The 22187-nt window shown below is 42.5% G+C and carries 18 protein-coding genes; 16 read left to right on the forward strand and 2 right to left on the reverse strand.

From position 1 onward, the window contains the following. Window positions 1-190: 190 nt before the first annotated feature. Genes DER53_RS06315 through DER53_RS06335 form a run of 5 tightly spaced genes read left to right on the forward strand, consistent with a single transcriptional unit; the run spans window position 191 to window position 5065 of the window. On the forward strand, window positions 191-1270 hold the full coding sequence (locus tag DER53_RS06315) for an ABC transporter ATP-binding protein (RefSeq protein ID WP_062755897.1): 1080 nt from the start codon (window positions 191-193) through the stop codon (window positions 1268-1270). Next, window positions 1260-2051, forward strand: coding sequence for an ABC transporter permease (locus DER53_RS06320; RefSeq protein WP_062755895.1), 792 nt, complete (start codon window positions 1260-1262; stop codon window positions 2049-2051). Before DER53_RS06315 ends, DER53_RS06320 begins: the two co-directional genes overlap by 11 nt. 10 nt (window positions 2052-2061) lie before the next feature. Beyond that, window positions 2062-2868, forward strand: coding sequence for an ABC transporter permease (locus tag DER53_RS06325; protein WP_062755893.1), 807 nt, complete (start codon window positions 2062-2064; stop codon window positions 2866-2868). Beyond that, window positions 2865-3938: an ABC transporter substrate-binding protein gene (locus DER53_RS06330; RefSeq protein ID WP_062755891.1), complete on the forward strand. Its 1074-nt coding sequence runs from the start codon at window positions 2865-2867 to the stop codon at window positions 3936-3938. Before DER53_RS06325 ends, DER53_RS06330 begins: the two co-directional genes overlap by 4 nt. 20 nt (window positions 3939-3958) lie before the next feature. After that, window positions 3959-5065 carry a site-2 protease family protein gene (locus DER53_RS06335; protein ID WP_062755889.1) on the forward strand — a complete coding sequence of 369 codons (1107 nt, stop codon included), beginning with the start codon at window positions 3959-3961 and terminating at the stop codon, window positions 5063-5065. A gap of 92 nt (window positions 5066-5157) precedes the next feature. Here DER53_RS06335 and DER53_RS06340 read toward each other — a convergent pair whose 3' ends face one another. After that, the gene (locus tag DER53_RS06340; protein WP_311633660.1) at window positions 5158-5559 is read right to left on the reverse strand and encodes an MFS transporter; all 402 of its coding nucleotides are present in this window, start codon (window positions 5557-5559) and stop codon (window positions 5158-5160) included. A gap of 308 nt (window positions 5560-5867) precedes the next feature. Here DER53_RS06340 and DER53_RS06345 point away from each other — a divergent pair, with 308 nt between their 5' ends. The 5 genes from DER53_RS06345 to DER53_RS06365 all read left to right on the forward strand — a co-directional run bounded on the left by DER53_RS06345 (window position 5868) and on the right by DER53_RS06365 (window position 11485). Next, the gene (locus tag DER53_RS06345; RefSeq protein ID WP_062755885.1) at window positions 5868-6425 is read left to right on the forward strand and encodes an NfeD family membrane protein; all 558 of its coding nucleotides are present in this window, start codon (window positions 5868-5870) and stop codon (window positions 6423-6425) included. After that, window positions 6425-7948: a flotillin lipid rafts scaffold protein FloT gene (locus tag DER53_RS06350; RefSeq protein ID WP_062755883.1), complete on the forward strand. Its 1524-nt coding sequence runs from the start codon at window positions 6425-6427 to the stop codon at window positions 7946-7948. Before DER53_RS06345 ends, DER53_RS06350 begins: the two co-directional genes overlap by 1 nt. Window positions 7949-8069: 121 nt before the next feature. Next, window positions 8070-8996, forward strand: coding sequence for a diacylglycerol kinase (locus tag DER53_RS06355; RefSeq protein ID WP_062755881.1), 927 nt, complete (start codon window positions 8070-8072; stop codon window positions 8994-8996). 195 nt (window positions 8997-9191) lie between these two features. After that, entirely contained in the window at window positions 9192-10574 is a 1383-nt protein-coding gene (gene rlmD / locus DER53_RS06360) for a 23S rRNA (uracil(1939)-C(5))-methyltransferase RlmD (protein ID WP_062755879.1), read from the forward strand. A 317-nt stretch (window positions 10575-10891) separates the two neighbouring features. Next, the gene (locus DER53_RS06365) at window positions 10892-11485 is read left to right on the forward strand and encodes a CBO0543 family protein (protein ID WP_062755877.1); all 594 of its coding nucleotides are present in this window, start codon (window positions 10892-10894) and stop codon (window positions 11483-11485) included. 267 nt (window positions 11486-11752) lie between these two features. Here the strand turns inward: DER53_RS06365 and DER53_RS06370 are convergent, their stop codons facing one another. Then, window positions 11753-13138 carry an L-cystine transporter gene (locus DER53_RS06370; protein WP_062755875.1) on the reverse strand — a complete coding sequence of 462 codons (1386 nt, stop codon included), beginning with the start codon at window positions 13136-13138 and terminating at the stop codon, window positions 11753-11755. Between the two features lie 458 nt (window positions 13139-13596). Between DER53_RS06370 and DER53_RS06375 the strand changes: the two genes are divergently transcribed. The 6 genes from DER53_RS06375 to DER53_RS06400 all read left to right on the forward strand — a co-directional run bounded on the left by DER53_RS06375 (window position 13597) and on the right by DER53_RS06400 (window position 22185). Next, entirely contained in the window at window positions 13597-13947 is a 351-nt protein-coding gene (locus DER53_RS06375) for a DUF2200 domain-containing protein (protein ID WP_062755874.1), read from the forward strand. Between the two features lie 777 nt (window positions 13948-14724). Further along, entirely contained in the window at window positions 14725-16767 is a 2043-nt protein-coding gene (locus tag DER53_RS06380) for a hypothetical protein (protein WP_244319639.1), read from the forward strand. Between the two features lie 44 nt (window positions 16768-16811). Beyond that, window positions 16812-17147: a hypothetical protein gene (locus tag DER53_RS06385; protein WP_062754948.1), complete on the forward strand. Its 336-nt coding sequence runs from the start codon at window positions 16812-16814 to the stop codon at window positions 17145-17147. 744 nt (window positions 17148-17891) lie between these two features. Next, window positions 17892-18164, forward strand: coding sequence for a heterocycloanthracin/sonorensin family bacteriocin (locus DER53_RS06390; RefSeq protein ID WP_375781762.1), 273 nt, complete (start codon window positions 17892-17894; stop codon window positions 18162-18164). Window positions 18165-18289: 125 nt separating this feature from the next. After that, window positions 18290-20242 carry a putative thiazole-containing bacteriocin maturation protein gene (locus DER53_RS06395; RefSeq protein ID WP_062754944.1) on the forward strand — a complete coding sequence of 651 codons (1953 nt, stop codon included), beginning with the start codon at window positions 18290-18292 and terminating at the stop codon, window positions 20240-20242. Further along, the gene (locus DER53_RS06400) at window positions 20242-22185 is read left to right on the forward strand and encodes a TOMM precursor leader peptide-binding protein (RefSeq protein WP_062754942.1); all 1944 of its coding nucleotides are present in this window, start codon (window positions 20242-20244) and stop codon (window positions 22183-22185) included. Before DER53_RS06395 ends, DER53_RS06400 begins: the two co-directional genes overlap by 1 nt. The last annotated feature ends 2 nt before the right edge of the window (window positions 22186-22187 follow it).

Consider the following 22187-nt stretch of genomic DNA (forward strand, 5'->3'; position numbering starts at 1 on the left):
CTGCACCATGTCAATATCACGTTCTAACCGATAGGCGCATTCTCGTTTCTCTCTAGCATAATGCTAGTGGAGAAACGAGTTTTTTTTATTGCACTTTTATTGTGTGCATGTTCTAATAGTGATTGATGGGAATTAGGAAGGGATTCATTTCATTGGCAGAGGATATATTCGAAGCAAGGAGTGGGGGCTGATGGAGAAAGAGGCGATCATCCGCTTTGAGCGGGTGACGAAGGAATACGATGGGTTAGTCGTGCTCGATGATGTCAGTTTTGAGATTGAGCGCGGGAAGTTTTATACCTTACTCGGGCCGTCGGGATGCGGGAAGACGACGATTCTGCGTTTGATCGCGGGGTTTACGGAGCCGACGGAAGGAACGATTTATTTTCATGGAAAGCCGGTAAATCATGTACCTGCGAATAAGCGGCAAGTGAATACGGTGTTTCAGGATTATGCTTTGTTTCCGCATTTGAACGTGTTTGAAAACGTGGCGTTTGGGTTGCGGATTAAAAAGAAAAAGCGCTCGGAAATTGAGGAAAAAGTAAAGCAGGCGCTTCGGTTTGTGAATTTAGAAGGATACGAGAATCGCAGTATTCAAGAAATGTCCGGAGGCCAGCGGCAGCGAGTGGCGATTGCGCGCGCGATTGTCAACGAACCAGAAGTGCTTCTGCTTGATGAGCCGCTGTCGGCGCTTGATTTAAAGCTGCGCACGGAAATGCAATATGAGCTTCGCGAACTGCAGCGAAGCTTAGGGATTACGTTTATTTTTGTCACACATGACCAAGAAGAGGCGCTGGCGATGTCGGACCAAATTTTTGTGCTCAATAAGGGGAAAATCCAGCAAAGCGGCACACCGAAAGACATTTATGATGAGCCGATTAATCGGTTTGTCGCTGATTTTATCGGTGAATCGAACATCTTGCGAGGCACGATGATTGAAGATTACCTTGTCGAATTCGCTGGGAAGCGGTTTACGTGCGTGGACAAAGGATTTCGCCCGAACGAGCCAGTCGATATTGTCATCCGTCCGGAAGATTTGGACATTACGACAAAAGATCAAGGAAAGCTCCAAGTGCGCGTCGATTCGCTATTGTTCCGAGGTGTACATTACGAGTTGTGCTGCTATGACGAAGATGGGAATGAATGGCTCGTCCATTCGACGAAAAAAGCGGAAGTAGGGGAAGAAATCGGGCTTTATTTTGACCCAGAGGACATTCATGTCATGCGCATTAGCGATGATGAAGATGATGGTGAGAGATCCGATGAAAAATAGTGTACGCAATGTTTACTTATTTCCATATGTAATATGGATTGGGCTATTTGTCGTTGCGCCGATTTTATTGATTTTGTATTATTCGTTTTTTGACATTGACGGGAATTGGACGTTTGCCAATTATAAAACGTTTTTTACGCCGATTTATTTAAAGATGGCGGTCAGTTCCGTTTGGTACGCGTTTTTGATCACGCTTTTTTCGCTGCTTGTCGCGTATCCGACCGCGTATTTTCTGACGAAAACGAAACATAAACAACTTTGGCTTTTGCTTATTATTTTGCCGACGTGGGTGAATTTGCTTTTAAAAGTGTACGCGTTTCTCGGCATTTTTGGCACGTACGGATTGGCGAATGCGATTTTGGAAACGATCGGCATCGGCACAAAGCAAATTTTATTCACCGATTTTAGTTTCGTATTTGTGTCGGTATACATTTTTATCCCGTTCATGATCCTGCCGATTTTCAACTCGCTGGAGGAGCTGAACCCAACGCTCATTGACGCAGCGCGTGATCTTGGCGCTTCGGCTTGGACGACGTTTCGTCGCGTCGTTTTTCCGCTTACGTTAGATGGGGTGAAAGCGGGATGTCAAGCGGTGTTTATTCCGTCGTTATCGCTGTTTATGATTACGCGTTTAATCGCAGGGAACCGCGTCATTACGCTCGGTACGGCGATTGAACAACATTTTCTTGTCACACAAAACTGGGGCATGGGTTCGACGATTGCGGTGTTTTTAATTATCGCGATGGCTATTGTCGTCATTGCGACAGGAAATCGGAAGTGAGGGTGAGGCGATGCGAGGCAATAAAAAGTGGGCGAACGCGTATTTAGTGTTCGTGTTTCTCATTTTGTACACCCCGATTATTTATTTAATTTACTATTCGTTTAATAGCGGCGGAACGATGCATGATTTCGAAGGGTTTACGCTGGAATGGTATAAAGAGGTGATCGGTGATACCCGTTTATGGATTATCGTGTTAAATACACTGACGATTGCCCTTTTGTCTGCGGCGATTTCCACTATTCTCGGCGTGATGGGAGCGATTGTGATTTATTATGTGAAAAAGCGGCAAATGAAACAGCTGCTTTTAACGTTGAATAACGTCTTGATCGTCAGCCCCGATGTCATTATCGGCGCCTCATTTCTCATTTTGTTTACGATTATCGGCATTCAGCTCGGTTTTACATCGGTGCTGCTGTCGCATATCGCGTTTAGCGTTCCGATCGTCGTGTTGATGGTGCTTCCAAAATTGCAGGAAATGAGTCCGACACTAATTGATGCGGCTCGCGATTTAGGGGCGAATCAATGGGATGTGCTGACGAAAGTAATATTGCCGTTTATTACCCCTGGTATTTTCGCTGGTTTTTTCATGGCATTGACGTATTCGCTTGATGACTTCGCGGTGACGTTTTTTGTGACAGGCAACGGTTTTTCGACACTATCGGTGGAAATTTACTCACGGGCGCGCCAAGGTATTTCGCTGTCGATTAACGCATTATCGACATTGTTATTTTTGTTTACAGTTGTGCTGGTGATTGGCTACTACTTTATTAGCCAGAAAAGCAGCTCCTTATACGGAATGAGGGGGCGACGAAAATGAGAAAGCTTATATCATTGTTTGCGGCCGTTTTTTTCGCCTCGTTTGTACTGCTTTACGTGTCTTCCCAGCTGAATAAAGCGGAAGGATATTCTGGAGAAAATACGTTGACAGTGTATAACTGGGGCGATTACATCGATCCTGAACTTATTAAAAAGTTCGAAAAGCAGACGGGCATAAAAGTCATCTACCAAACGTTTGATTCCAATGAAGCGATGATGGCGAAAATTGCCCAAGGCGGTACGACGTTTGATGTTGCCGTTCCTTCTGAATATGCGATCAGTAAAATGAAAGAAGATGGGTTGCTTATTCCGCTCGACCATTCAAAATTGCCGAATTTAAAATATATCAATCCGCGCTTTTTGAATTTATCATTTGATCCAGGCAACAAGTATTCCGTCCCGTATTTTTGGGGGACGGTCGGCATCGTCTATAATCCGGAAATGCTTGGCGGAAAAAAAATAACAAGCTGGAACGATTTATGGGACAAGGATCTGCGCAATCAAATTTTGTTAGTGGACGGCGCGCGTGAAGTGATTGGCATGGGGCTCAATAGTTTGCATTATTCGTTAAATGACACGAATAAGAAGCATTTACAAGAAGCGAAGGAAAAACTCGATCGTCTTACACCAAACGTCAAAGCGATTGTCGGTGATGAGATTAAAATGCTTTTGGTGAATGAAGAAGCGGCAATCGGGGTTGTTTGGTCAGGTGATGCGGCGGAGATCATTGCGGAAAATGACAAGCTCGATTATGTTGTGCCGAAAGAAGGATCAAATTTATGGTTCGATAATATGGTGATTCCGAAAACCGCGAAAAATATCGAAGGAGCACATCAATTTATTAACTTTATGCTTGATCCGAAAAACGCTGCGCAAAACGCGGAGTATGTCGGCTATTCGACGCCAAATGAGAAGGCGCTGGACTATTTGCCGAAAGAAGTAACCGAGGATAAACGGTTTTATCCAGATTTTGAGTCGGTCGGAAACTTAGAAGTGTACGAGAATTTAGGAAAACGAATGCTTGCTTATTACAACGAGCTGTTTTTGCAGTTTAAAATGCATCGGAAATAAGGAAAGGGAGACTGAGAGAATTGAAGCAGTTTAAAAAGGCGTGGCTTGCGTTTTTGACTGTTGTTTTGTTTCTGGCGGGAAAACTGAAGTGGGTGCTGGCGATTTTTAAGTTTTTAAAATTCAGTTCTCTCATTTCCTTATTTATTTCGATCGGCGCATATGCGCTTGTATACGGATGGAAGTTTGCGGTGGCGCTCGTGTATTTGCTTTATGTGCATGAAATGGGCCATTTGTTTGCGGCAAAAAGGTTAGGAATTCCAACATCGAAGGCGATTTTCATTCCGTTTGTCGGGGCGCTTATTGCGCTAAAGGAAGAACCAAAATCGGCGAAAGATGAGGCGTATTTAGCATACGCCGGCCCGTTATGGGGGACATTGGGGTTTCTCCCAGCTTTGCCATTGTACTGGATGACGGGAAACCCGTTTTGGGGATTAGTCATTGCGCTTGGAGCGCTTATTAATTTATTCAATCTTATGCCTCTGCATCCGTTAGATGGAGGGCGAATTGTCGGAGTGATTTCGCCAAAAATATGGTTTTTTGGTCTTATTGGGATGTTTGTTTATTTTCTTTGGAATCCGGGACCAATCGCCCCGCTCATTATCTTGTTAGGCGCTTTGAAATGCTGGGAGCTTTTGCGCCGGGAGTTTCGCTGGAAAAAGGCGCAAATTCACAAAGAAGTCAATGGGTCATTATTGCAGGAAATTCAACGATACATGCTTTTATCGGAAGAAGAGCAGCAAGAAATGTATTGGCATTGGAAGGATGAGATAGAACGGACGGAGATGGAGCTATCGCGAAGAAAAACATGGTACATCCCCATTTTCCAAGATGAGCAGAAGCTGCAAAACTATCGTTTGGAGCGGTATGTGGAAAAGTATAATCAATTATTAGAGGCAACTCGATGGGGCGTATTGCAGGAACAAACCGTTTCAGACTTTATCCGTTCGCTCCAAAAAGAAATTGAAGAAAACGAACAAGAAATACAGAAGCAAACAGTGTATTATCGTGCGGATGCGAAAACAAAATGGACATGGTTATGTTTATACCTTACGCTTGCGGTTGTTCTTGCCGTGTTCACAGCGTATGGGCAACAGATTATGGATGCCAATCAGTCGCTTATTTCGTAATGAAATCGAGGGTGGCCCTTTAGTTCTTTTTGGGTCACCCTCATTTTTGCTTACAACATTATACGGATTGGGCAGTCGAGTTCTTCTCTCTACTATGTATTTGAAGAACAAACCCGGCTGTTGTTACACAAAGGATACCCACGACAATAAATATAAAAATCTTTGGAGCGAACTCCTATTTTCAATCCATTTAGTGCAGAAAGGAAAGGATTCGCATGGGGAGCAGCTGCCGTTTCAACCGGCTCTGTTGCACCATATGGAAGAAGGCCTACATCACTGGGCTTATCACGCATAAACAATCCTACAAGCAACATCGTAATCAACGCTGATAAGGATGTAACCAGGACAACCGTTTGCCAGCCGTAAAATGAGATCATTTGTGCGAATAAAGGTAAAAAAACAAGTTGTCCTGCTGCTCCACTGGCGGAAAACACGCCTACAACCAATCCACGCTTCTCTTTGAACCAATGATTTGCGAACTTGATATAAGAAATTTAGAAATTATTAAAATAATATTATGGGACCAACGTGAAAATTGTAAACAAAAACATAAAATAAAAACGTAAATATTTGTTGCATACAAAGAAGAGGGTGTCTATCACTTTTTAGACACCCTTTGTTTATATTGGGAAAGGAGGCTGATCTGATTCACGCTGTGAAACGGTGCCTTTGTTTTGGAAAAAAGAAGGAAATATGTAGGGAAATGTCGAAAAAATATAATATCCATCTGAAAAGTAATGAAACGGAAACGCGCGTCATTTCGTATAATTAAATAGACGATGGCGGAAAGAGGGTGCGGGGATTGTTCGGATATCCACTAGAAACAGTGTATTTGGGTGTGCTTATTGTAAGCGGCAGTTTGACGTTATTATATATTTTGCTAAGCGATATGATCGACGGCATCTTTGAGATGCCAGACCATCCATGGTTCAGCCCACAGCTTATTTTATCATTTTTTACCGTCGGAAGTGCGTCCGGTTTTTTGTTCGAACGATATACAGGGATGTCTAGCGCGCTCATCGCTTTGATTAGCGCAGGAATTGCTGTCATTGTCGTCTTGCTTTTGCACTTTTTCGTATTTATTCCGCTCCGCTCTGCGGAAACATCACTGAATTATTCGGAAACGGACTTGGAAGGGTCGCTTGCGAAAGTGATTGTAACTGTACCGTCCGATGGGTTTGGAGAGATTTTGTTGCAGCGGAAGAGCGGAGCGATTTCGAAACCAGCAAAAAGCATGGACAACGAAGAAATCGCCTCAGGGACGGAAGTGATTATCGTGAAAATGGAAAACGGCGTCGCTGTTGTGGCGAAGCACGATCCATATTATATTTCATCATTACATAAAGGGGGATATGCTTAATGACGCCAATGTTAATTGTTATCGGCGTTGTCGTACTGCTTCTTATCGGATTAGTAGCTATTTTTATGCTTCGTTATCGCACTGTCGGACCAGATGAAGCACTCATTGTGACAGGAAGTTATTTAGGAAGCAAAAATGTGCATGTCGATGAATCAGGAAATAAAATTAAAATTGTCCGCGGCGGCGGGACGTTTGTACTGCCGATTTTCCAGCAGGCGGAGCCGCTTAGCCTTCTTTCTATTAAACTAGATGTACAGACGCCGGAAGTTTATACGGAACAAGGCGTTCCCGTCATGGCGGATGGCGTGGCGATCATTAAAGTAGGCAGTTCCATTGGCGAGATTGCTACAGCGGCGGAGCAATTTTTAGGAAAAACTCGCCAGGATATGGAAAATGAAGCGAAAGAAGTATTGGAAGGCCATCTTCGCTCGATTCTCGGTTCGATGACGGTCGAGGAAATTTATAAAAACCGCGACAAGTTTTCACAAGAAGTGCAGCGTGTCGCTTCACAAGATTTAGCGAAAATGGGCCTTGTCATCGTATCGTTTACCATTAAAGATGTGCGCGATAAAAACGGTTATTTAGATGCATTAGGAAAACCTCGCATTGCCCAAGTGAAACGCGACGCCGACATCGCGACAGCTGAAGCGGAAAAAGAAACGCGCATTAAACGCGCGGAAGCGGATAAAGAAGCGCGCAAAGCGGAGCTAGAGCGCTTGACGGAAATCGCGGAAGCAGAAAAAATTAATCAGTTGAAATTAGCGGAATTCCGTCGTGAACAAGATATCGCGAAAGCGCGAGCCGATCAGGCTTATCATTTAGAAGAAGCGAAAGCAAAACAAGAAGTTACGGAACAACAAATGCAAATTAAAATTATCGAGCGGCAAAAACAAATCGAGCTCGAAGAAAAAGAAATTTTGCGCCGTGAACGGCAATATGATTCGGAAGTGAAGAAAAAAGCGGACGCCGAACGTTATGCGATTGAGCAGGCCGCAGCGGCGGAAAAGGCGAAGTTAATGGCGGAAGCGGACGCTCAAAAATACCGCGTCGAAGCGATGGCAAAAGCGGAGGCAGAACGAATCCGGCTTGACGGGCTTGCTAAGGCAGAAGCGGAAAAAGCAAAAGGGGAAGCAGAAGCAGAAATTATCCGCTTGAAAGGATTGGCCGAAGCGGAAGCGAAACAAAAAATCGCCGAAGCGTTCGAACGGTATGGTCAAGCGGCGATTCTCGATATGATTATCAAAATGCTTCCTGAATACGCGAAACAAGTGGCAAGTCCGCTTGCGAATATCGATAAAATTACGATTGTCGACACCGGGTCTAGCGATACAAACGGCGGTGCGAACCGCATTACCGGCTATGCGACCAATTTAATGGCCAGCCTGCAGGAAACATTGAAAGCTTCCACGGGGATCGATGTGAAACAATTGCTAGAAAACTTTGCGGCAAAAGGAAATGTGGAACCGCCAAGTATCCAAGAGAGTGAAGACGCGGTGGAGCAACGGAAAACAGCAGGGCAATAATGAAAAGGGCTGAGAGATCAGCCCTTTCTTGATGGAAAGACGTCATCGTTGCAACTGCTGGGCAATTCCGCTATTATGTTAAATAGTGGAATTGACATTAATAAAGTAGGATGATGAAACAATGAAACGAGCGAGGATTATTTACAATCCAACGTCAGGTCGAGAAATATTTAAAAAACATTTGCCAGATGTGTTAATAAAATTAGAAAAAGCAGGTTATGAAACATCTTGCCATGCGACGGAAGGAGCGGGAGACGCGACTGAAGCGGCCCGCAAAGCGGTTGAGCGCGAATTTGACCTAGTGGTAGCTGCCGGCGGGGACGGAACAATCAACGAAGTCGTCAACGGGATTGCCGATCAAGATTATCGTCCAAAGCTTGGCATTATTCCGGTCGGGACGACGAACGATTTCGCCCGCGCCATCGGCGTGCCGCGTTCGATTGAAGGGGCATGCGACATTATCGCCAATGGAGAAGCCGTTCCGATCGATATCGGCTCCGTAACAAATGAAGGAAAAACCCGCTATTTTATTAATATTGCGGGCGGCGGCCGTTTAACCGAACTAACCTATGAGGTGCCAAGCAAATTAAAAACAATGCTCGGTCAGCTTGCCTACTATTTAAAAGGAATTGAGATGCTGCCATCGATCAAAGCGACAGAGGCTCGCATTGAATATGACGGCAAAATGTTTGAAGGAGAAATTATGCTCTTTTTAGTATCGCTCACCAACTCTGTCGGCGGCTTTGAAAAGCTGGCGCCGGACTCGTCTTTGAATGACGGCATGTTTGATTTAATTATTTTAAAGAAAACGAATTTGGCGGAATTTATCCGATTAGTGACGCTCGCGGCGCGCGGCGAACATATTAATGACCCGAATCTGATTTACACGAAGGCAAACCGCATTAAAGTAACTTCGCCAAACAATATGCAGCTAAATTTAGACGGCGAGTACGGCGGAATGCTGCCAGGGGAGTTCGTTAATTTGTACCGGCATTTAGAAGTATTCGTCCCAAAAGAAAAAGCAGAACAAATGAGGACAGGGTACTAACCTGTCTTCTTTTTGTGCTGCACAGAATTGTGTGCTACAATCGTGACAGCACTGTGTGGACGACGGATGCTGATTACACTTAAGACTTCTGATGGATAAGAAGTTTGTCACAGATCCTTGGATAAAAAGCTCAAAAGACGGAATATCAAGTTATATTTTTTATAGCAGAGTTAGTTCCTCAAAGGGTGAAGAACAATGGCAAACATCGAAGCACCAGTAATGAAAAACGAATATTATGATGTGGCATTTGAAGATTTGACACATGACGGGTTAGGAGTGGCGAAAATCGACGGTTTTCCCGTTTTTGTCAAGAACGGCCTGCCGGGCGAGAAGGCGAAAATCAAAGTCATTAAAGTGAAAAAAGGATATGGCTACGGACGCCTTATCGAGCTGCATGAGCAAAGCCCGGACCGCGTCGCGCCTCTGTGTCCGATTTACAAGCAATGCGGCGGCTGCCAGCTGCAGCACTTAAGCTACGAAGGGCAGCTTCGGGCAAAACAGAAACATGTCAAAGAAGTGATGGCACGCATCGGGAAATTGGAAAATGTCATCGTTCATCCTGTCATCGGCATGAAAGACCCGTGGCGCTATCGCAATAAGGCACAAGTTCCTGTAGGCGAGCGCGAAGGCGGGCTTGTCGCTGGCTTTTACCAAGAGCGCAGCCATGAAATTATCGATATGGATGCCTGTCTCATCCAGCAAGAGATGAATGATGTCGTCGTGCAGACAGTGAAAAAGATTTGTGAAAAATATAAGGTGCCTGCCTATAATGAGGTGGCGCATAAAGGCGTTCTCCGCCATATTATGGCGCGTTACGGGGCAGTGACAAAAGAAGTGATGGTCGTCCTTATTACCCGCACGGAAGAGTTGACGCACAAAAAGAAAATTGTGCAGGAAATTATTGACTCCGTGCCAAATGTAAAATCGATTATTCAAAACATTAACCCGAAAAAGACGAATGTCATTATGGGTGACGAGACGAAAGTATTGTGGGGTGCCGAATACATTTACGATTACATCGGTGACATTAAATTCGCGATCTCGGCACGTTCTTTCTATCAAGTCAATCCCGAACAGACGAAAGTGCTGTATGAAAAAGCGTTGGAATACGCGCAATTAACGGGAGAAGAAACGGTCATTGACGCCTACTGCGGCATCGGCACGATTTCGTTGTTTTTAGCAAAAAAAGCGAAAAAAGTGTACGGCGTCGAAGTCGTACCGGAAGCGATTGAAGACGCAAAGCGCAACGCTGAATTAAACGGCATCACCAACGTTGAATTTGCCGTCGGCGAGGCGGAAGCAGTCATTCCAAAATGGCATGAACAAGGCATCCACGCGGACTGCATCGTTGTCGACCCGCCGCGCAAAGGCTGCGATGAAACACTTTTGCAAACGATCATTGCCATGAAACCAAAGCGCGTTGTGTATGTGTCCTGCAACCCGGCGACATTGGCAAGGGATTTACGAATCCTCGAAGACGGCGGGTATAAAACATTAGAAGTGCAGCCGGTTGATATGTTTCCGCATACTGCGCATGTAGAAAGTGTAGCTCGATTAGTGTTAAAGATAAGAGCATAAACAAACTCTTGCTAAAAATAAAAAACTCTTCTTGCCAAAACCGAAGTAAAGTTTTGATAATATAACAGGAAAAAGGAAAATCCTTCTTCATCCAGTTGACTGAACTGGTTAGGATGAAAAATAAACAATTTTTCAAGAGAAACGGGATGGGCTCCTGTTTCTCTTTTTTTTGTTAGGGAATAATGGGGGAGAAGCATTCATTAGAAATACTAAGATAGGCTGGTTCACGTTGAATGTTCAACTCTGAGCAGTTTCATTAAATAGCTGATAATTGGGGATGTTATACAAATGAGGTCATTGCAAAGGGGTAAGTACTGATGATATATGGGTTAAAAGCAACACAAATGATAGAAATAACAGCAGTGATCCTTAGTCTTATTGGAAGTTTTTTTATATTAAGAAACAATTTTAAACGATATGGGTTGCTCTATTTTATAAGCGGTTTGACGGGAGCTTTCCTTTGTTTTGTATTTGTTTCTATCGGATTTTACTCTTTTCCGGCTAGACTTATCCCTATGTCACCAATACCTATCATTGAAATGTTTACGGTCATTCCTTTTTATGTTCTTTTCGGAGTGAGATATAGTCCGTCTAAATGGGGATGGAAGATCCCCTTTTACTGGGGGATGGTTCATATCGCGATGCTTTTAGAAATTTTCGTGTTATTCCCCCCAGTTAAAATAATGGATTACAAAGAAAACTGGGATGCTTGGGACTCTTATACATGGTGGTGGATTTATTTGCTTCTTTTTGAGTGGATTGGTGGAAAAATTGTTCCAACTCATTCAAGAAAACCGATACAATCTAAATCTTTTCGCTATGGAAGATGGGGATGGGTTGTCTTCCATTTTATTGTGATTACGACAATATTTTTAGCAGGTGTTTATACAGGATGGAATTTAAAAATGTGAACGATTTCTTACTCCCGTCGAAGAACAGAATTTTTTCTATAATCTGTGGTGCCATGACATGTTTCCGTTTCGCTGCAAATTGTTGAAGAAGCACAAATGAATACGGCATGGGTTCTGTTGGATACTGAACCCATGCCGTAATTCTTTTACACGTATCTGTTTGACCGATGCCCGTTCACCATATTTAGGGGCCTTCTTCCATTTACCGCGTGCAAGTGCAGCTGGATGTTTTGGCGTGGGCGGGAAAGTGCAAGACATATCCAAGCCCTATGCTTCTAGTTTTTGCGTTTCTCCGTTATAGACATTTAAATCCAATTCTTTAGTGATGCGGCTGGTGACGACACCGGCGGTCATGCTTCCGCTGACATTCAAGGCAGTTCTTCCCATGTCAATCAGCGGCTCTACGGAAATGAGCAATCCTGCTAATGCTACTGGCAGATTCATGGTCGATAACACTAGAATCGCCGCAAACGTAGCACCGCCGCCAACGCCTGCAACCCCAAACGAACTGATGGTGACGACTAGAATAAGAGTCAAAATAAAGGAAAGAGAAGTTGGATCGATGTTGACGGTTGGCGCGATCATCACTGCAAGCATGGCAGGATAAATGCCGGCACAGCCATTTTGCCCAATTGACAGCCCAAATGAGCCGGCAAAGTTGGCGATGCCTTCGGGAACGCCAAGCGCGGTTGTTTGTGCTTTCACATTCAATGGAAGAGTGGCCGCGCTTGAACGGGAAGTGAATGCAAACGACAGTACCGGCAGCACTTTTTTTACGTAAGTAATAGGGTTTAGTCCGGACAGCGCCAAAATGAGCAAATGAACGGCAAACATAACGAAAAGTGCAATATAGGAAGCCGCGACGAATTTTCCTAGTTTTGCAATAGAGTTGATATCGCTTGTCGCAGTCACTCGGGACATAATGGCTAAAATTCCGTAAGGCGTTAGACGCAGCACTAGCGTGACGATGCGCATGACGATCGCGTACAGGGAATCCACTATTTTTTTGAACATTTCCGCCTGTTCAGGCTGTTTTTTGGCAACTCCTAAATAAGCAATGCCGACAAAGGCGGCGAAAATAACAACCGCTATGGTGGATGTGCTGCGTTGTCCCGTGAAATCTAAAAATGGATTTGCCGGAAGCAGCTCGATTATTTTTTGTGGGAAAGACAGGTTTTGAATTTGTTCATATTTTTGTTCTAACTCCTGCCCACGTATCTGTTCCGACTCTCCCGAAGGAATGTCCACCGCCTCTAATTGAAAGCCTAATGAGGCCATGATGCCGATAGAAGCAGCTATCGCCGTAGTGCCCAATAATAGCCCAATAATGAGCGTGGCGATTTTTCCTAAATTATTAGATATAGAAAGTTTGGTAAACGCCATAACGATAGAAATGAAAACTAATGGCATAACAATCATTTGCAACAGTTTTACATAGCCTGTGCCGACAATGTCAAACCATTGGGTGGACTGCTGGACGATAGCGGAACCAGCCCCATACACTGCCTGCAATGCGAACCCAAAGGCGATTCCGAGTCCAAGAGCAGTAAATACCCGTTTGGAGAAGGAAACGTGTTTCTTTTGCATATAGGCCAGAACACCAATCAATAATAGCAATATAGCAACGTTGAAAATGATTAGGTAAACATTCATCGTCAATCCCTCCTGACACGTAAAATTACTCTAATGATTAAAAACCGATATGTCAAGTGAGCTTTATTTATCGTATGAAAGAGTTTATAGGAAATTGCTATTGCAAATAAAAAAATTCATGAATGGCTTTATACAGAATTTATTAAGATTTTGTTATCGAAAACGAAAACATTTTGTTTTTTATGGGGGTATATAAATTTTACGGGGGTATATAAAGTGAAAACAGCACTGAGGATGCGAGGAGATAGAGAAGGAAATCGTCCAAAGGATTCAGCAAGGGGATGAGAAGGCGTTTGCCGAGCTTTATCATTTATACCCTACATTAAGCCGCGTTTTCTTTTTATCCAGATGTATTACATGACAAGTACTGGTATAATTGAATGATAAGTTGTTGCGAGTATGAAGATTTAAGGACAGTAGCAATATTTAAAATTACGGAGAATTAGGAGGGATGTATTATGACCACACACAGAATTTATAAAATGAGTTTTTCAAGAGTTTATCCAAACTATATAGCGAAAGCAGAGAAAAAAGGGCGTACTAAATCAGAAGTGGATGAAATTATCTGTTGGTTGACAGGATATACCCAGGATGAGTTGGAAACTCAATTAGAAAAACAGGTAGACTTTGAGACATTTTTTGCAGAAGCTCCGCGATTAAATCCGAACCGGGTTTTGATTAAAGGAGTAGTATGTGGTGTTCGAGTAGAGGAGATTGAAGATCCGTTGATGCAGAACATTCGTTATCTGGATAAGTTAATAGATGAGTTAGCAAAGGGAAAATCCATGGAGAAAATCTTGAGAAAATAATCATTGAATTTCACAGAAAATGTAAACACCAAATAAACTCGTTCCACTCAAAAAATAACCGTTCATCAAAAGAAATCAAGCTGGGCTTCGGATGATTTTACTGGAAAACGAAACAGTCCATTCCACGGTCTTTATTTGTAAAAGCGGGAGAGAGGAATAGAGAGAAAAACATGGATCGATCAGAGAAAAACGAATAAATATGTGGTGAAACCAAAAGGGAGGGAACGGGAGAAACGCTCACGTTCTTCCCTTTTTCTTTTTCTGAAAATCAAAATAAAGTGGATTCATTTGAAGAAAAATCATGGGAGAACGAACGAGTGGAGTTTAATAAATTATATTGAAAAAGGCTCCACTTCTTCAAAATCAACATTTATTCCTGCTGGATACGGTGCTTCTCTATACTCAGAATGATCCACAGAAAAAGAATTAAATTTACTGAATAGCCATAAAATATACCGATGGAAAATTTCATGCTTTTATACTTAAGTAAAAAAGTAAATGACATCATTTACCTAATCCGGATTTCGTGAAATCATTTCCGAATTTCGGGTTTTTTATTATGTTTAAGAGATCTAACAAACGAAGAGTTATCTTCATATTGTTAGGATGTTGCTTACTTATTCAAATTAAAATATATTTGGGAAAACACAAAACTTATTTGGAAATAAATTTGAGTTAATGTAAAAAATGAATAAAATCGTTTTTTTATTCGATTTCAAATGTTGTAAAAGTATATAATATATTCATAAAAATAGTTAACATCAACAGGAGATTAGAATGGAGGAGCAAGTAATGCTAAAGATTGAATATCCAAAGCCCAGAGACTGGAATACGAAGGCCTTCGCAATGCCCAATATACCTAGAGGTAAAAACGGTTATCAAGAATCATTAGAAATAATTTTAAAATCTTTAGAGAATAATATGTCTTACAACACTATTATTACAATTCCTGGTAGTAATAGACAAATGACATTAGATAAACTTTGTATTGCTCTGAGACCAAGTGGGATTGTGTATAAAAACAAAAATGGATGGGGAATTTCATCAGAAGCCAAAACTTGGCTAGAATTGAGAGATGATTTGTATCTAGCAGCACTTCTTAATGCAAATATACGTTTTTTCTCCGAAGTACTTGCAATACTACAAGTTCCACATACAGCGAGTGAAATTTTAAATATCGCAAATGAAGATTATAAATTAAGTTGGAAAACTAAAAATGAAGTGAATGCTAGATTAAAATGGTTGCTAGATTTAGGTTTAATTGTTTATAAGGATTTTTCAATGAACTATTCCATTACAGAATTAGGAAAAAAGTTTCTTGAAATAGCGGGGTATGTAAAACCAGATGAATTAGTTAAGAATATCGATCCGACTTTAGAAGAAGAAACCATTCCAATTTCAAAATGGGCTTATAAATTATGTGAAATGGAAAAATCGGAACTTTCTTCACGAAAAATTAGTATTGGATATATACCGGGAAGTATAGAAACTATGCATAATACCATTTCAGATTACTTATTATTGATGAATTCACCAACCGAATTGTCTATAATTATTGAATATTCAAGAAAAAATTATCAAATTTCAGAATCCTCAACCAGATCATTTATTTCGGCTTTAGTTAATATGGGTTTTGTAGAAAGGAAGACAAGGACATTATTTCAAATAACAGAATTGGGTAATAGATTTCTTTCAACTAATTCAACACTTGACTTTGCTTGTTGTATTCATAACAAGTTTGCATTTGTTTTTGAAATATTAAACGAGCTTAAAGAAAAAAGTTTGGATGCTAAGAGTCTTGCGGTTACTGCCAAAGTATCTTATGAATTCCCAGCCGAAAATATTAGTGAAATTCATAAACGATTACATATTTTATTAAATGCCCAACTTATTCAAGAAGCAGGGGGGAATTCATTTAGTTTAACAAAACGCGGTGAAAAGTTTTTGCAAGAAATAAATGTTTATTTATCTGAGAAAGAAAATAAACAGGCTACTAATGTTTCGCAAAAAGCTTCTCCTGTAAAATATAACAAATCAAAGGTAGATGAATGTTTAAAAGAAATAAGATTGTCTTCTAGAGATTCATCAAATCCTAATCGTTTTGAAAAGGCTGTTGAAGAAGGTTTCAAATTGTTAGGTTTTAAAACAGAATTGCTTGGTGGGGCAGGCAAAACAGATATTCTTATACAAGCTCCAACAGTATCCAAATATGCTTATACAGTTGCTGTTGATGCCAAATCAACCTATAGTGGTGGTATAACAGAAGGACATATTAATTTCGATACTATAACAGATCATAGAAATTTACACAATGCAAATTTCTCCTTAATTGTAGGACCTGAGTTCCATGGGGAAAGATTAATAGAAAGAGCTGAGAAACACCAAGTTGTATTACTTGATGTAGATAGTTTTGAAAAATTAATACGTTTTCATATGGAAGTGCCATTAAAGGCGGATTCTTACAAAAAGATTTTTATGAAGGCTGGAATTGCCGATTTAACCTTAATTGAGGAAGATCGAGAAAGTTTATTAAGGGACGGGAAATTGCTCCGGGCGATAATAGAGTGTTTATCGGAAGAAAGCAACGATCCAGTTACAGAAGGGATTATTCAACCACGAGAAATATATCAAATATTAAAAAATAAAAAGGAATTTTCTAGTCCACCATCATTAGAGGAGATAAATGCTATGTTAGAGTTTCTATCTTCTCCTTTAATTGGATGTGTAGGTCAGACCAAAGAAGGGTATTATGCAATCGGCTCGTTAGCAGATGCAGCACAAAAATTTAGTTTTTATTTTCATGCTTGTAGTAAAGAGTGAAATGTGATGGATAAATTATATGTGTGTAAATAGGTGCGAGTGCGGTGTGGGATGGATTTAAGACAATGGTTAAATATGTTGTTTTAAAAACAAAAGGTAAAAAATTTTATAAAGTGACATCTAAGAAAGTTGAAGAACGCGACCGAACTATAAGTATCGTAACACGTATTAACAATAATGAAATATTTTTTAAGTTGGAAGGCCTTGAGAGTGTAGAGGAGTTAGATTTAGCGCTTGAAAAATTACTTCCTATAATTGAAAAACAACTTAATGAAATGAAAAGCAATAATCAAATTTATATTGCTAGTTTCGATAAAATACTAAATGAGTGGGTTACTGAAAATTTTATAGAGAAAATAAGAAGGGAAAATGGCTTATAAAGATAAGCCATGCTGATAGTTAAAGGCAAACACTGCTACATCAAAATTGTTTGCGATTACCACTCAAGGCATGTGGAGTGTGTAGCACAACTACATTTTGGAAATAAAATAAAAGCTCATTCTAATTAATATTAGAGTGAGCTTTTTTAGTTGATGAGATTAACCAGTTTTCTGGATGGTGCCTGACGCGAAATTTTACTATGTAGGTACCGACCTAGGAAAATTGATAGGACCTTTTAATCTCTATAAACGAACATACGTTCTATAAAAAACCATCCATCAGGCAAGGAAAAAGGGAAATTCACACGATTCTTGTCTAAAAAGTGTTCTTTCGGGCATTCAAAGCGGATTTGGACCGATTGTACGCCTGCAATCGGTAGTCCGCACGCGTTTGGAATGAATGTCTTTGATTGGCGGAAGGCGATTTTCTCCAATACAGCTGCTCGATCATCTAAATGGAATGAAGGTGGGGAGGTTCATATGGTTTTACGAAGTCTCAATGAAAATAGGCGTTTCAATCAGCAAAATAGGCACTTCAATCAGTAACAACCACCCAACAGAGCACATAGCTTGTTGAAGAGAGTACTCGAAGTAGTCGGTGGAATTATCTGCTTCACAGATATCTTTCTGATTGCTTTCGTTCTACTCTCCACTCTTGGTTGCGTCGACGGAAACAACAAATTTATAACAATAAGGAGATGGTATGAAATGTATAATTTCCAAAATGAACTTCAAATGTTAGGTATGGATGATTTCGTAGCGGACGAGGTGATGGTTTGGGATCCTCAAACCCAGACCTATGTTGTCGATGATGCTCGTCAATTCGGTGGACATTGTGGTGGACGTTGCGGAGGACAGTGTTTTGGACGTTGTGGAGGACAGTGTTTTGGACGTTGTGGAGGACAGTGTTTTGGACGTTGCGGAGGACAGTGCTTTGGACGCTGTTTTAACTGCTTTAGATGCTTCAATTGCTTTAGATGCCACAATTGCTTTGGCCATTGTTTTGGAGGAATTTAAGAAGGAACTGCCCCTGCATAATCCTCTGCAGGGGCCCTTTCTATGAAATGAACATAAAGGACAAATACAAATACATAAAATGATACTACGCATTTAGGAACAACTACGGATAAGGAGGGAGCAGGATGTCAAAACTGAACGATTCCGCGCGTCTGAAGGTGAAAAGAGACACGTTTTTTCTCCCTGATTCAAATGGCGGCGTGTATTTTAGGAATAACTCCAGCTCATTTCGTATGAAAGGCAAAACAATCTATCAGTGGATTGAAAAACTAATGCCAATGTTCAATGGAGAGCACACATTGGGAGAATTGACAAAAGGATTATCGGCCCCATATCGGAACAGGGTGTATGAAATCGCAGAAATTCTGTACCGAAACGGCTTTGTTCGGGATGTGAACCAAGATCGTCCGCATCAATTGGACAGCAAGATTCTCAAAAAGTATGCTTCACAAATTGAATTTATAGAAAGTTTCGTTGATTCCGGTGCGTTTCGTTTTCAAGTATATCGCCAATCTAAAGTATTGGCAGTCGGCTCTGGACCTTTTTTGGTCTCATTAGTTTCGGCGTTGATCGAATCTGGATTGCCTAAGTTCCATGTTCTGATTACAGACTCGATGCCTACTAATCGACAGCGGTTGAAGGAACTGGCGGAGAATGCCCGCAAAACGGACTCCGAAGTAGCAATAGAGGAAATATCTCTACACAGGGGAGCAGGGGAGAGTTCTTGGCGAGAAGTGGTACAGCCGTTTGAGTGGATTTTATATGTTTCACAGGAAGGCAATGTAGGGGAACTACGGGCCCTTCATGCCGTTTGCAGGGAGGAGAAGAAGGGGTTTCTCCCTGCCATATCTTTGCAGCAAGTGGGTTTAGCTGGTCCATTAGTGCATCCGGACTCTGAGGGATGCTGGGAGTCCGCATGGCGCCGCATACACCGATCTGCGCTTCGCGAAGACCGACCGGTGCAAACTTTTTCTGCAACAGCGGGAGCAATGTTGGCGAATGTGATTGTATTTGAATTATTTAAAAAAGTTACAGGAGTGACGAAATCGGAACAGAGAAATCAATTTTTCCTTCTTGATCTGGAAACATTGGAAGGTGACTGGCATTCGTTCATACCACATCCGCTGGCAACGACGGAACGTGTGACGGCTGAATTGATTCAAGATCTTGATTCGAGGCTTAAACAAAATTCGAGCCGCGATGATTCGAGCAGATTGTTTCATTATTTCAGTCAATTGACATCCACAGAATCGGGAATTTTCCATATATGGGAGGAAAGGAACTTGAATCAGCTCCCGTTGTCCCAGTGCTGCGTTCAAGCGGTTAACCCATTATCGGAGGGACCGGCTGAGCTATTGCCAGAAGTTGTCTGTGCAGGTCTAACACATGAGGAGGCACGGCGGGAAGCAGGGCTAGCTGGGATTGAATCGTATGTATCGGGAATGATAGATTTACTCGTTAACACCGAAAAAGAGGTTGGTGTGGTCACACCACAGGAATTTATCGGTGTCGGAGCCGGGGAAACGATGGCGGAAGGCGTTTGCCGGGGATTGCAAAAGTGCTTGGATGAGGAGCTGAGCAAACGGCAGGTTAACCGAAGAGAACCTATTTTTCAGGTACGATTGGGTGCGGTGGAGGATGAACACTGCAGATTTTATTTGCAGTCACTGGCAACGATGCATGGGTCACCGACGATCGGCTTGGGAGAAAAGGTGTCAGGCTTTCCTGTAGTATGGGTCGGCACGGGCGGCCGTTGGTATGGCAGCACAGGTTTGAATATCACAATGGCGTTGCGGAAAGCGCTAGAGCAGGCGATTATGGATGCACAAAATCAAGCGACTTCTTTCCAAATACAAGCGATGGAGGAATCATCCATTTTTCTAAATGAAGAGAAGCCACTAAGAATGGAGATCCCCGCTTGTGAAGAGACGACGCAATCAGAGCTCTTGCAGTCCGCCATGCAGGTTTTGGAACAAAACCGTATGCGGCTCTTCGTCTTTGATTTAGCGATAGAACCTTTTTTGAAAGAGGAACTGGCAGGGGTGTTTGGCGTGCTGTTGAGAAAGGAGGATTTCTGATGGGTTCTCGCGTATTGATGGTTGGAGAAGGAGTGTTGGCGGATTTTGTGTATGAAAAATTGTCCGTCCAATATCAGGTAGTTCGGCAAATCGATTTCGAGGAAGGAATTCCGGAAGAAACAGGTTTGGCTCTGGTGTTGCACGATGCTTGGCATCCCTCCGTTCACCACAAGGCGGAAGAGGCATTACGATCGTCAGGCATTCCATGGCTCCGGGGCTTTGTTTCATTTGGGGAGGGCGTGATCGGTCCGCTAGTTCGCCCTAATACCCCAGGATGTTCTCAGTGTGCTGACATGCGGCGCCTTATAGCGGGATACGACCGCAAGGAAATGTGGGAGCTGCAACAGGTGATGGCGGTGCAAGGAGGAATACAGCATGATGCATGGGCATCACGAATAGGACTTTTGCAGATGGCTCACCTGATTGTCGCGGAGACGCAGAGGGTGTTGGAAGGCAGTCATACCCGTTTAGAAGAAAGGTTGTTCCTAATCAACCTGAAAACATTAAAGAACTCATGTCACTTCTTTCTGCCCGACCCGTTATGTACGGTATGCAGCCAATTACCTGACGATTCGCCGGCAGCAGCCCACATATCGCTGCAACCAAGTCCGAAGATCAGCGCTGACAGTTACCGCTGCCGTCCGATCGAGGAGTTAAAAGAAGTTCTGGTTAAAGACTATCTAGATTATCGAACTGGATTATTGAATGGTAAAATGCATAATTTCGCGTTGCCGTTTGCGGATGTTGTTGTAAATATGCCGATGTTTATAGGGGACGAGGGAGTAGCAGGCCGGACTCATTCCTATGAGGTTAGCGAGTTAACCGCCATTTTGGAGGGGTTAGAGAGATATTGTGGCATCGAACCTCGTGGCAAACGGACGGTGATTCATGACAGCTACCGAAATTTGAAAGATCAAGCACTTAATCCAGTAAGGGCAGGAGTACACGCGAAGGAACAATATGCGCGGCCTGATTTTCCGTTCAAACCGTTTGATCCTGACCGTCCAATGAATTGGGTATGGGGCTATTCGTTTTTACAAGAGCGTCCGATTTTGGTTCCAGAGTTGCTCGCATATTACAGTTTGGGAGGTGGGGATGGCTTTGTCTATGAAACTTCCAACGGATGTGCATTAGGCGGGAGTTTAGAAGAAGCGATTTTCCATGCCATTTTGGAGGTGGTGGAGCGCGATTCATTCTTGATGGCTTGGTATGCGCAGCTGCCTCTTCCGCGTCTTGACCTTCGTTCGGCTAACGATAAAGAATTACAGTTGATGGTCGATCGTGTACGTGCGGTGGCGGGATATGATCTGTATTTTTTCAACTCGACGATGGAGCACGGAATTCCAAGCGTCTGGGCAGTGGCGAAAAACAGAAAACAAAAGGGATTGAATCTCATCTGTGCCGCTGGAGCTCATCCGGACCCTATACGGGCGGTGAAAAGCTCGATTCACGAGTTAGCGGGCATGATGCTTGTGCTTGACGAGAAATTTGAGGCAAACCGAAAGAAATATGAAAAAATGTTGCATGATCCGCTATTAGTACGGCAGATGGAAGACCATGGCATGCTGTACGGTTTGCCGGAAGCAGAGGAGCGCCTGCAATTTTTGTTGGATGATCATCGTCCGTTGCGAACGTTTGAAGAGGAATTCAAGCAGCAAACGAAGAATGCAGACTTGACGGATGACCTGAGGGTTATTCTTCAGAAGTTCCGACGATTGAACCTTGAGGTAATTGTCGTGGACCAGACAACACCTGTCATCAAACGAAACGGATTATATTGCGTGAAAGTACTGATTCCGGGAATGTTACCGATGACATTTGGGCATCACCTTACCCGCGTGACAGGCCTGGAGAGGGTGCTTCGGGTACCAATGGAACTCGGGTATACAAAACAACCGCTCACGCTTGAACAGCTTAATCCACATCCCCATCCGTTCCCATAGGA

The organism is Parageobacillus toebii NBRC 107807, from assembly GCF_003688615.2.
Classification (GTDB): Bacteria; Bacillota; Bacilli; order Bacillales; family Anoxybacillaceae; genus Parageobacillus_B; species Parageobacillus_B toebii.

What these genes read in the sequence shown, in the direction of transcription:
- DER53_RS06315 (WP_062755897.1), top strand. Translation starts at nt 191, where the DNA reads ATGGAGAAAGAGGCGATCATCCGCTTTGAGCGGGTGACGAAGGAATAC.
- DER53_RS06320 (WP_062755895.1), top strand. Translation starts at nt 1,260, where the DNA reads ATGAAAAATAGTGTACGCAATGTTTACTTATTTCCATATGTAATATGG.
- DER53_RS06325 (WP_062755893.1), top strand. Translation starts at nt 2,062, where the DNA reads ATGCGAGGCAATAAAAAGTGGGCGAACGCGTATTTAGTGTTCGTGTTT.
- DER53_RS06330 (WP_062755891.1), top strand. Translation starts at nt 2,865, where the DNA reads ATGAGAAAGCTTATATCATTGTTTGCGGCCGTTTTTTTCGCCTCGTTT.
- DER53_RS06350 (WP_062755883.1), top strand. Translation starts at nt 6,425, where the DNA reads ATGACGCCAATGTTAATTGTTATCGGCGTTGTCGTACTGCTTCTTATC.
- DER53_RS06355 (WP_062755881.1), top strand. Translation starts at nt 8,070, where the DNA reads ATGAAACGAGCGAGGATTATTTACAATCCAACGTCAGGTCGAGAAATA.
- rlmD (WP_062755879.1), top strand. Translation starts at nt 9,192, where the DNA reads ATGGCAAACATCGAAGCACCAGTAATGAAAAACGAATATTATGATGTG.
- DER53_RS06365 (WP_062755877.1), top strand. Translation starts at nt 10,892, where the DNA reads ATGATATATGGGTTAAAAGCAACACAAATGATAGAAATAACAGCAGTG.
- DER53_RS06370 (WP_062755875.1), bottom strand. Translation starts at nt 13,138, where the DNA reads ATGAATGTTTACCTAATCATTTTCAACGTTGCTATATTGCTATTATTG.
- DER53_RS06375 (WP_062755874.1), top strand. Translation starts at nt 13,597, where the DNA reads ATGACCACACACAGAATTTATAAAATGAGTTTTTCAAGAGTTTATCCA.
- DER53_RS06380 (WP_244319639.1), top strand. Translation starts at nt 14,725, where the DNA reads ATGGAGGAGCAAGTAATGCTAAAGATTGAATATCCAAAGCCCAGAGAC.
- DER53_RS06390 (WP_375781762.1), top strand. Translation starts at nt 17,892, where the DNA reads ATGGATGATTTCGTAGCGGACGAGGTGATGGTTTGGGATCCTCAAACC.
- DER53_RS06395 (WP_062754944.1), top strand. Translation starts at nt 18,290, where the DNA reads ATGTCAAAACTGAACGATTCCGCGCGTCTGAAGGTGAAAAGAGACACG.
- DER53_RS06400 (WP_062754942.1), top strand. Translation starts at nt 20,242, where the DNA reads ATGGGTTCTCGCGTATTGATGGTTGGAGAAGGAGTGTTGGCGGATTTT.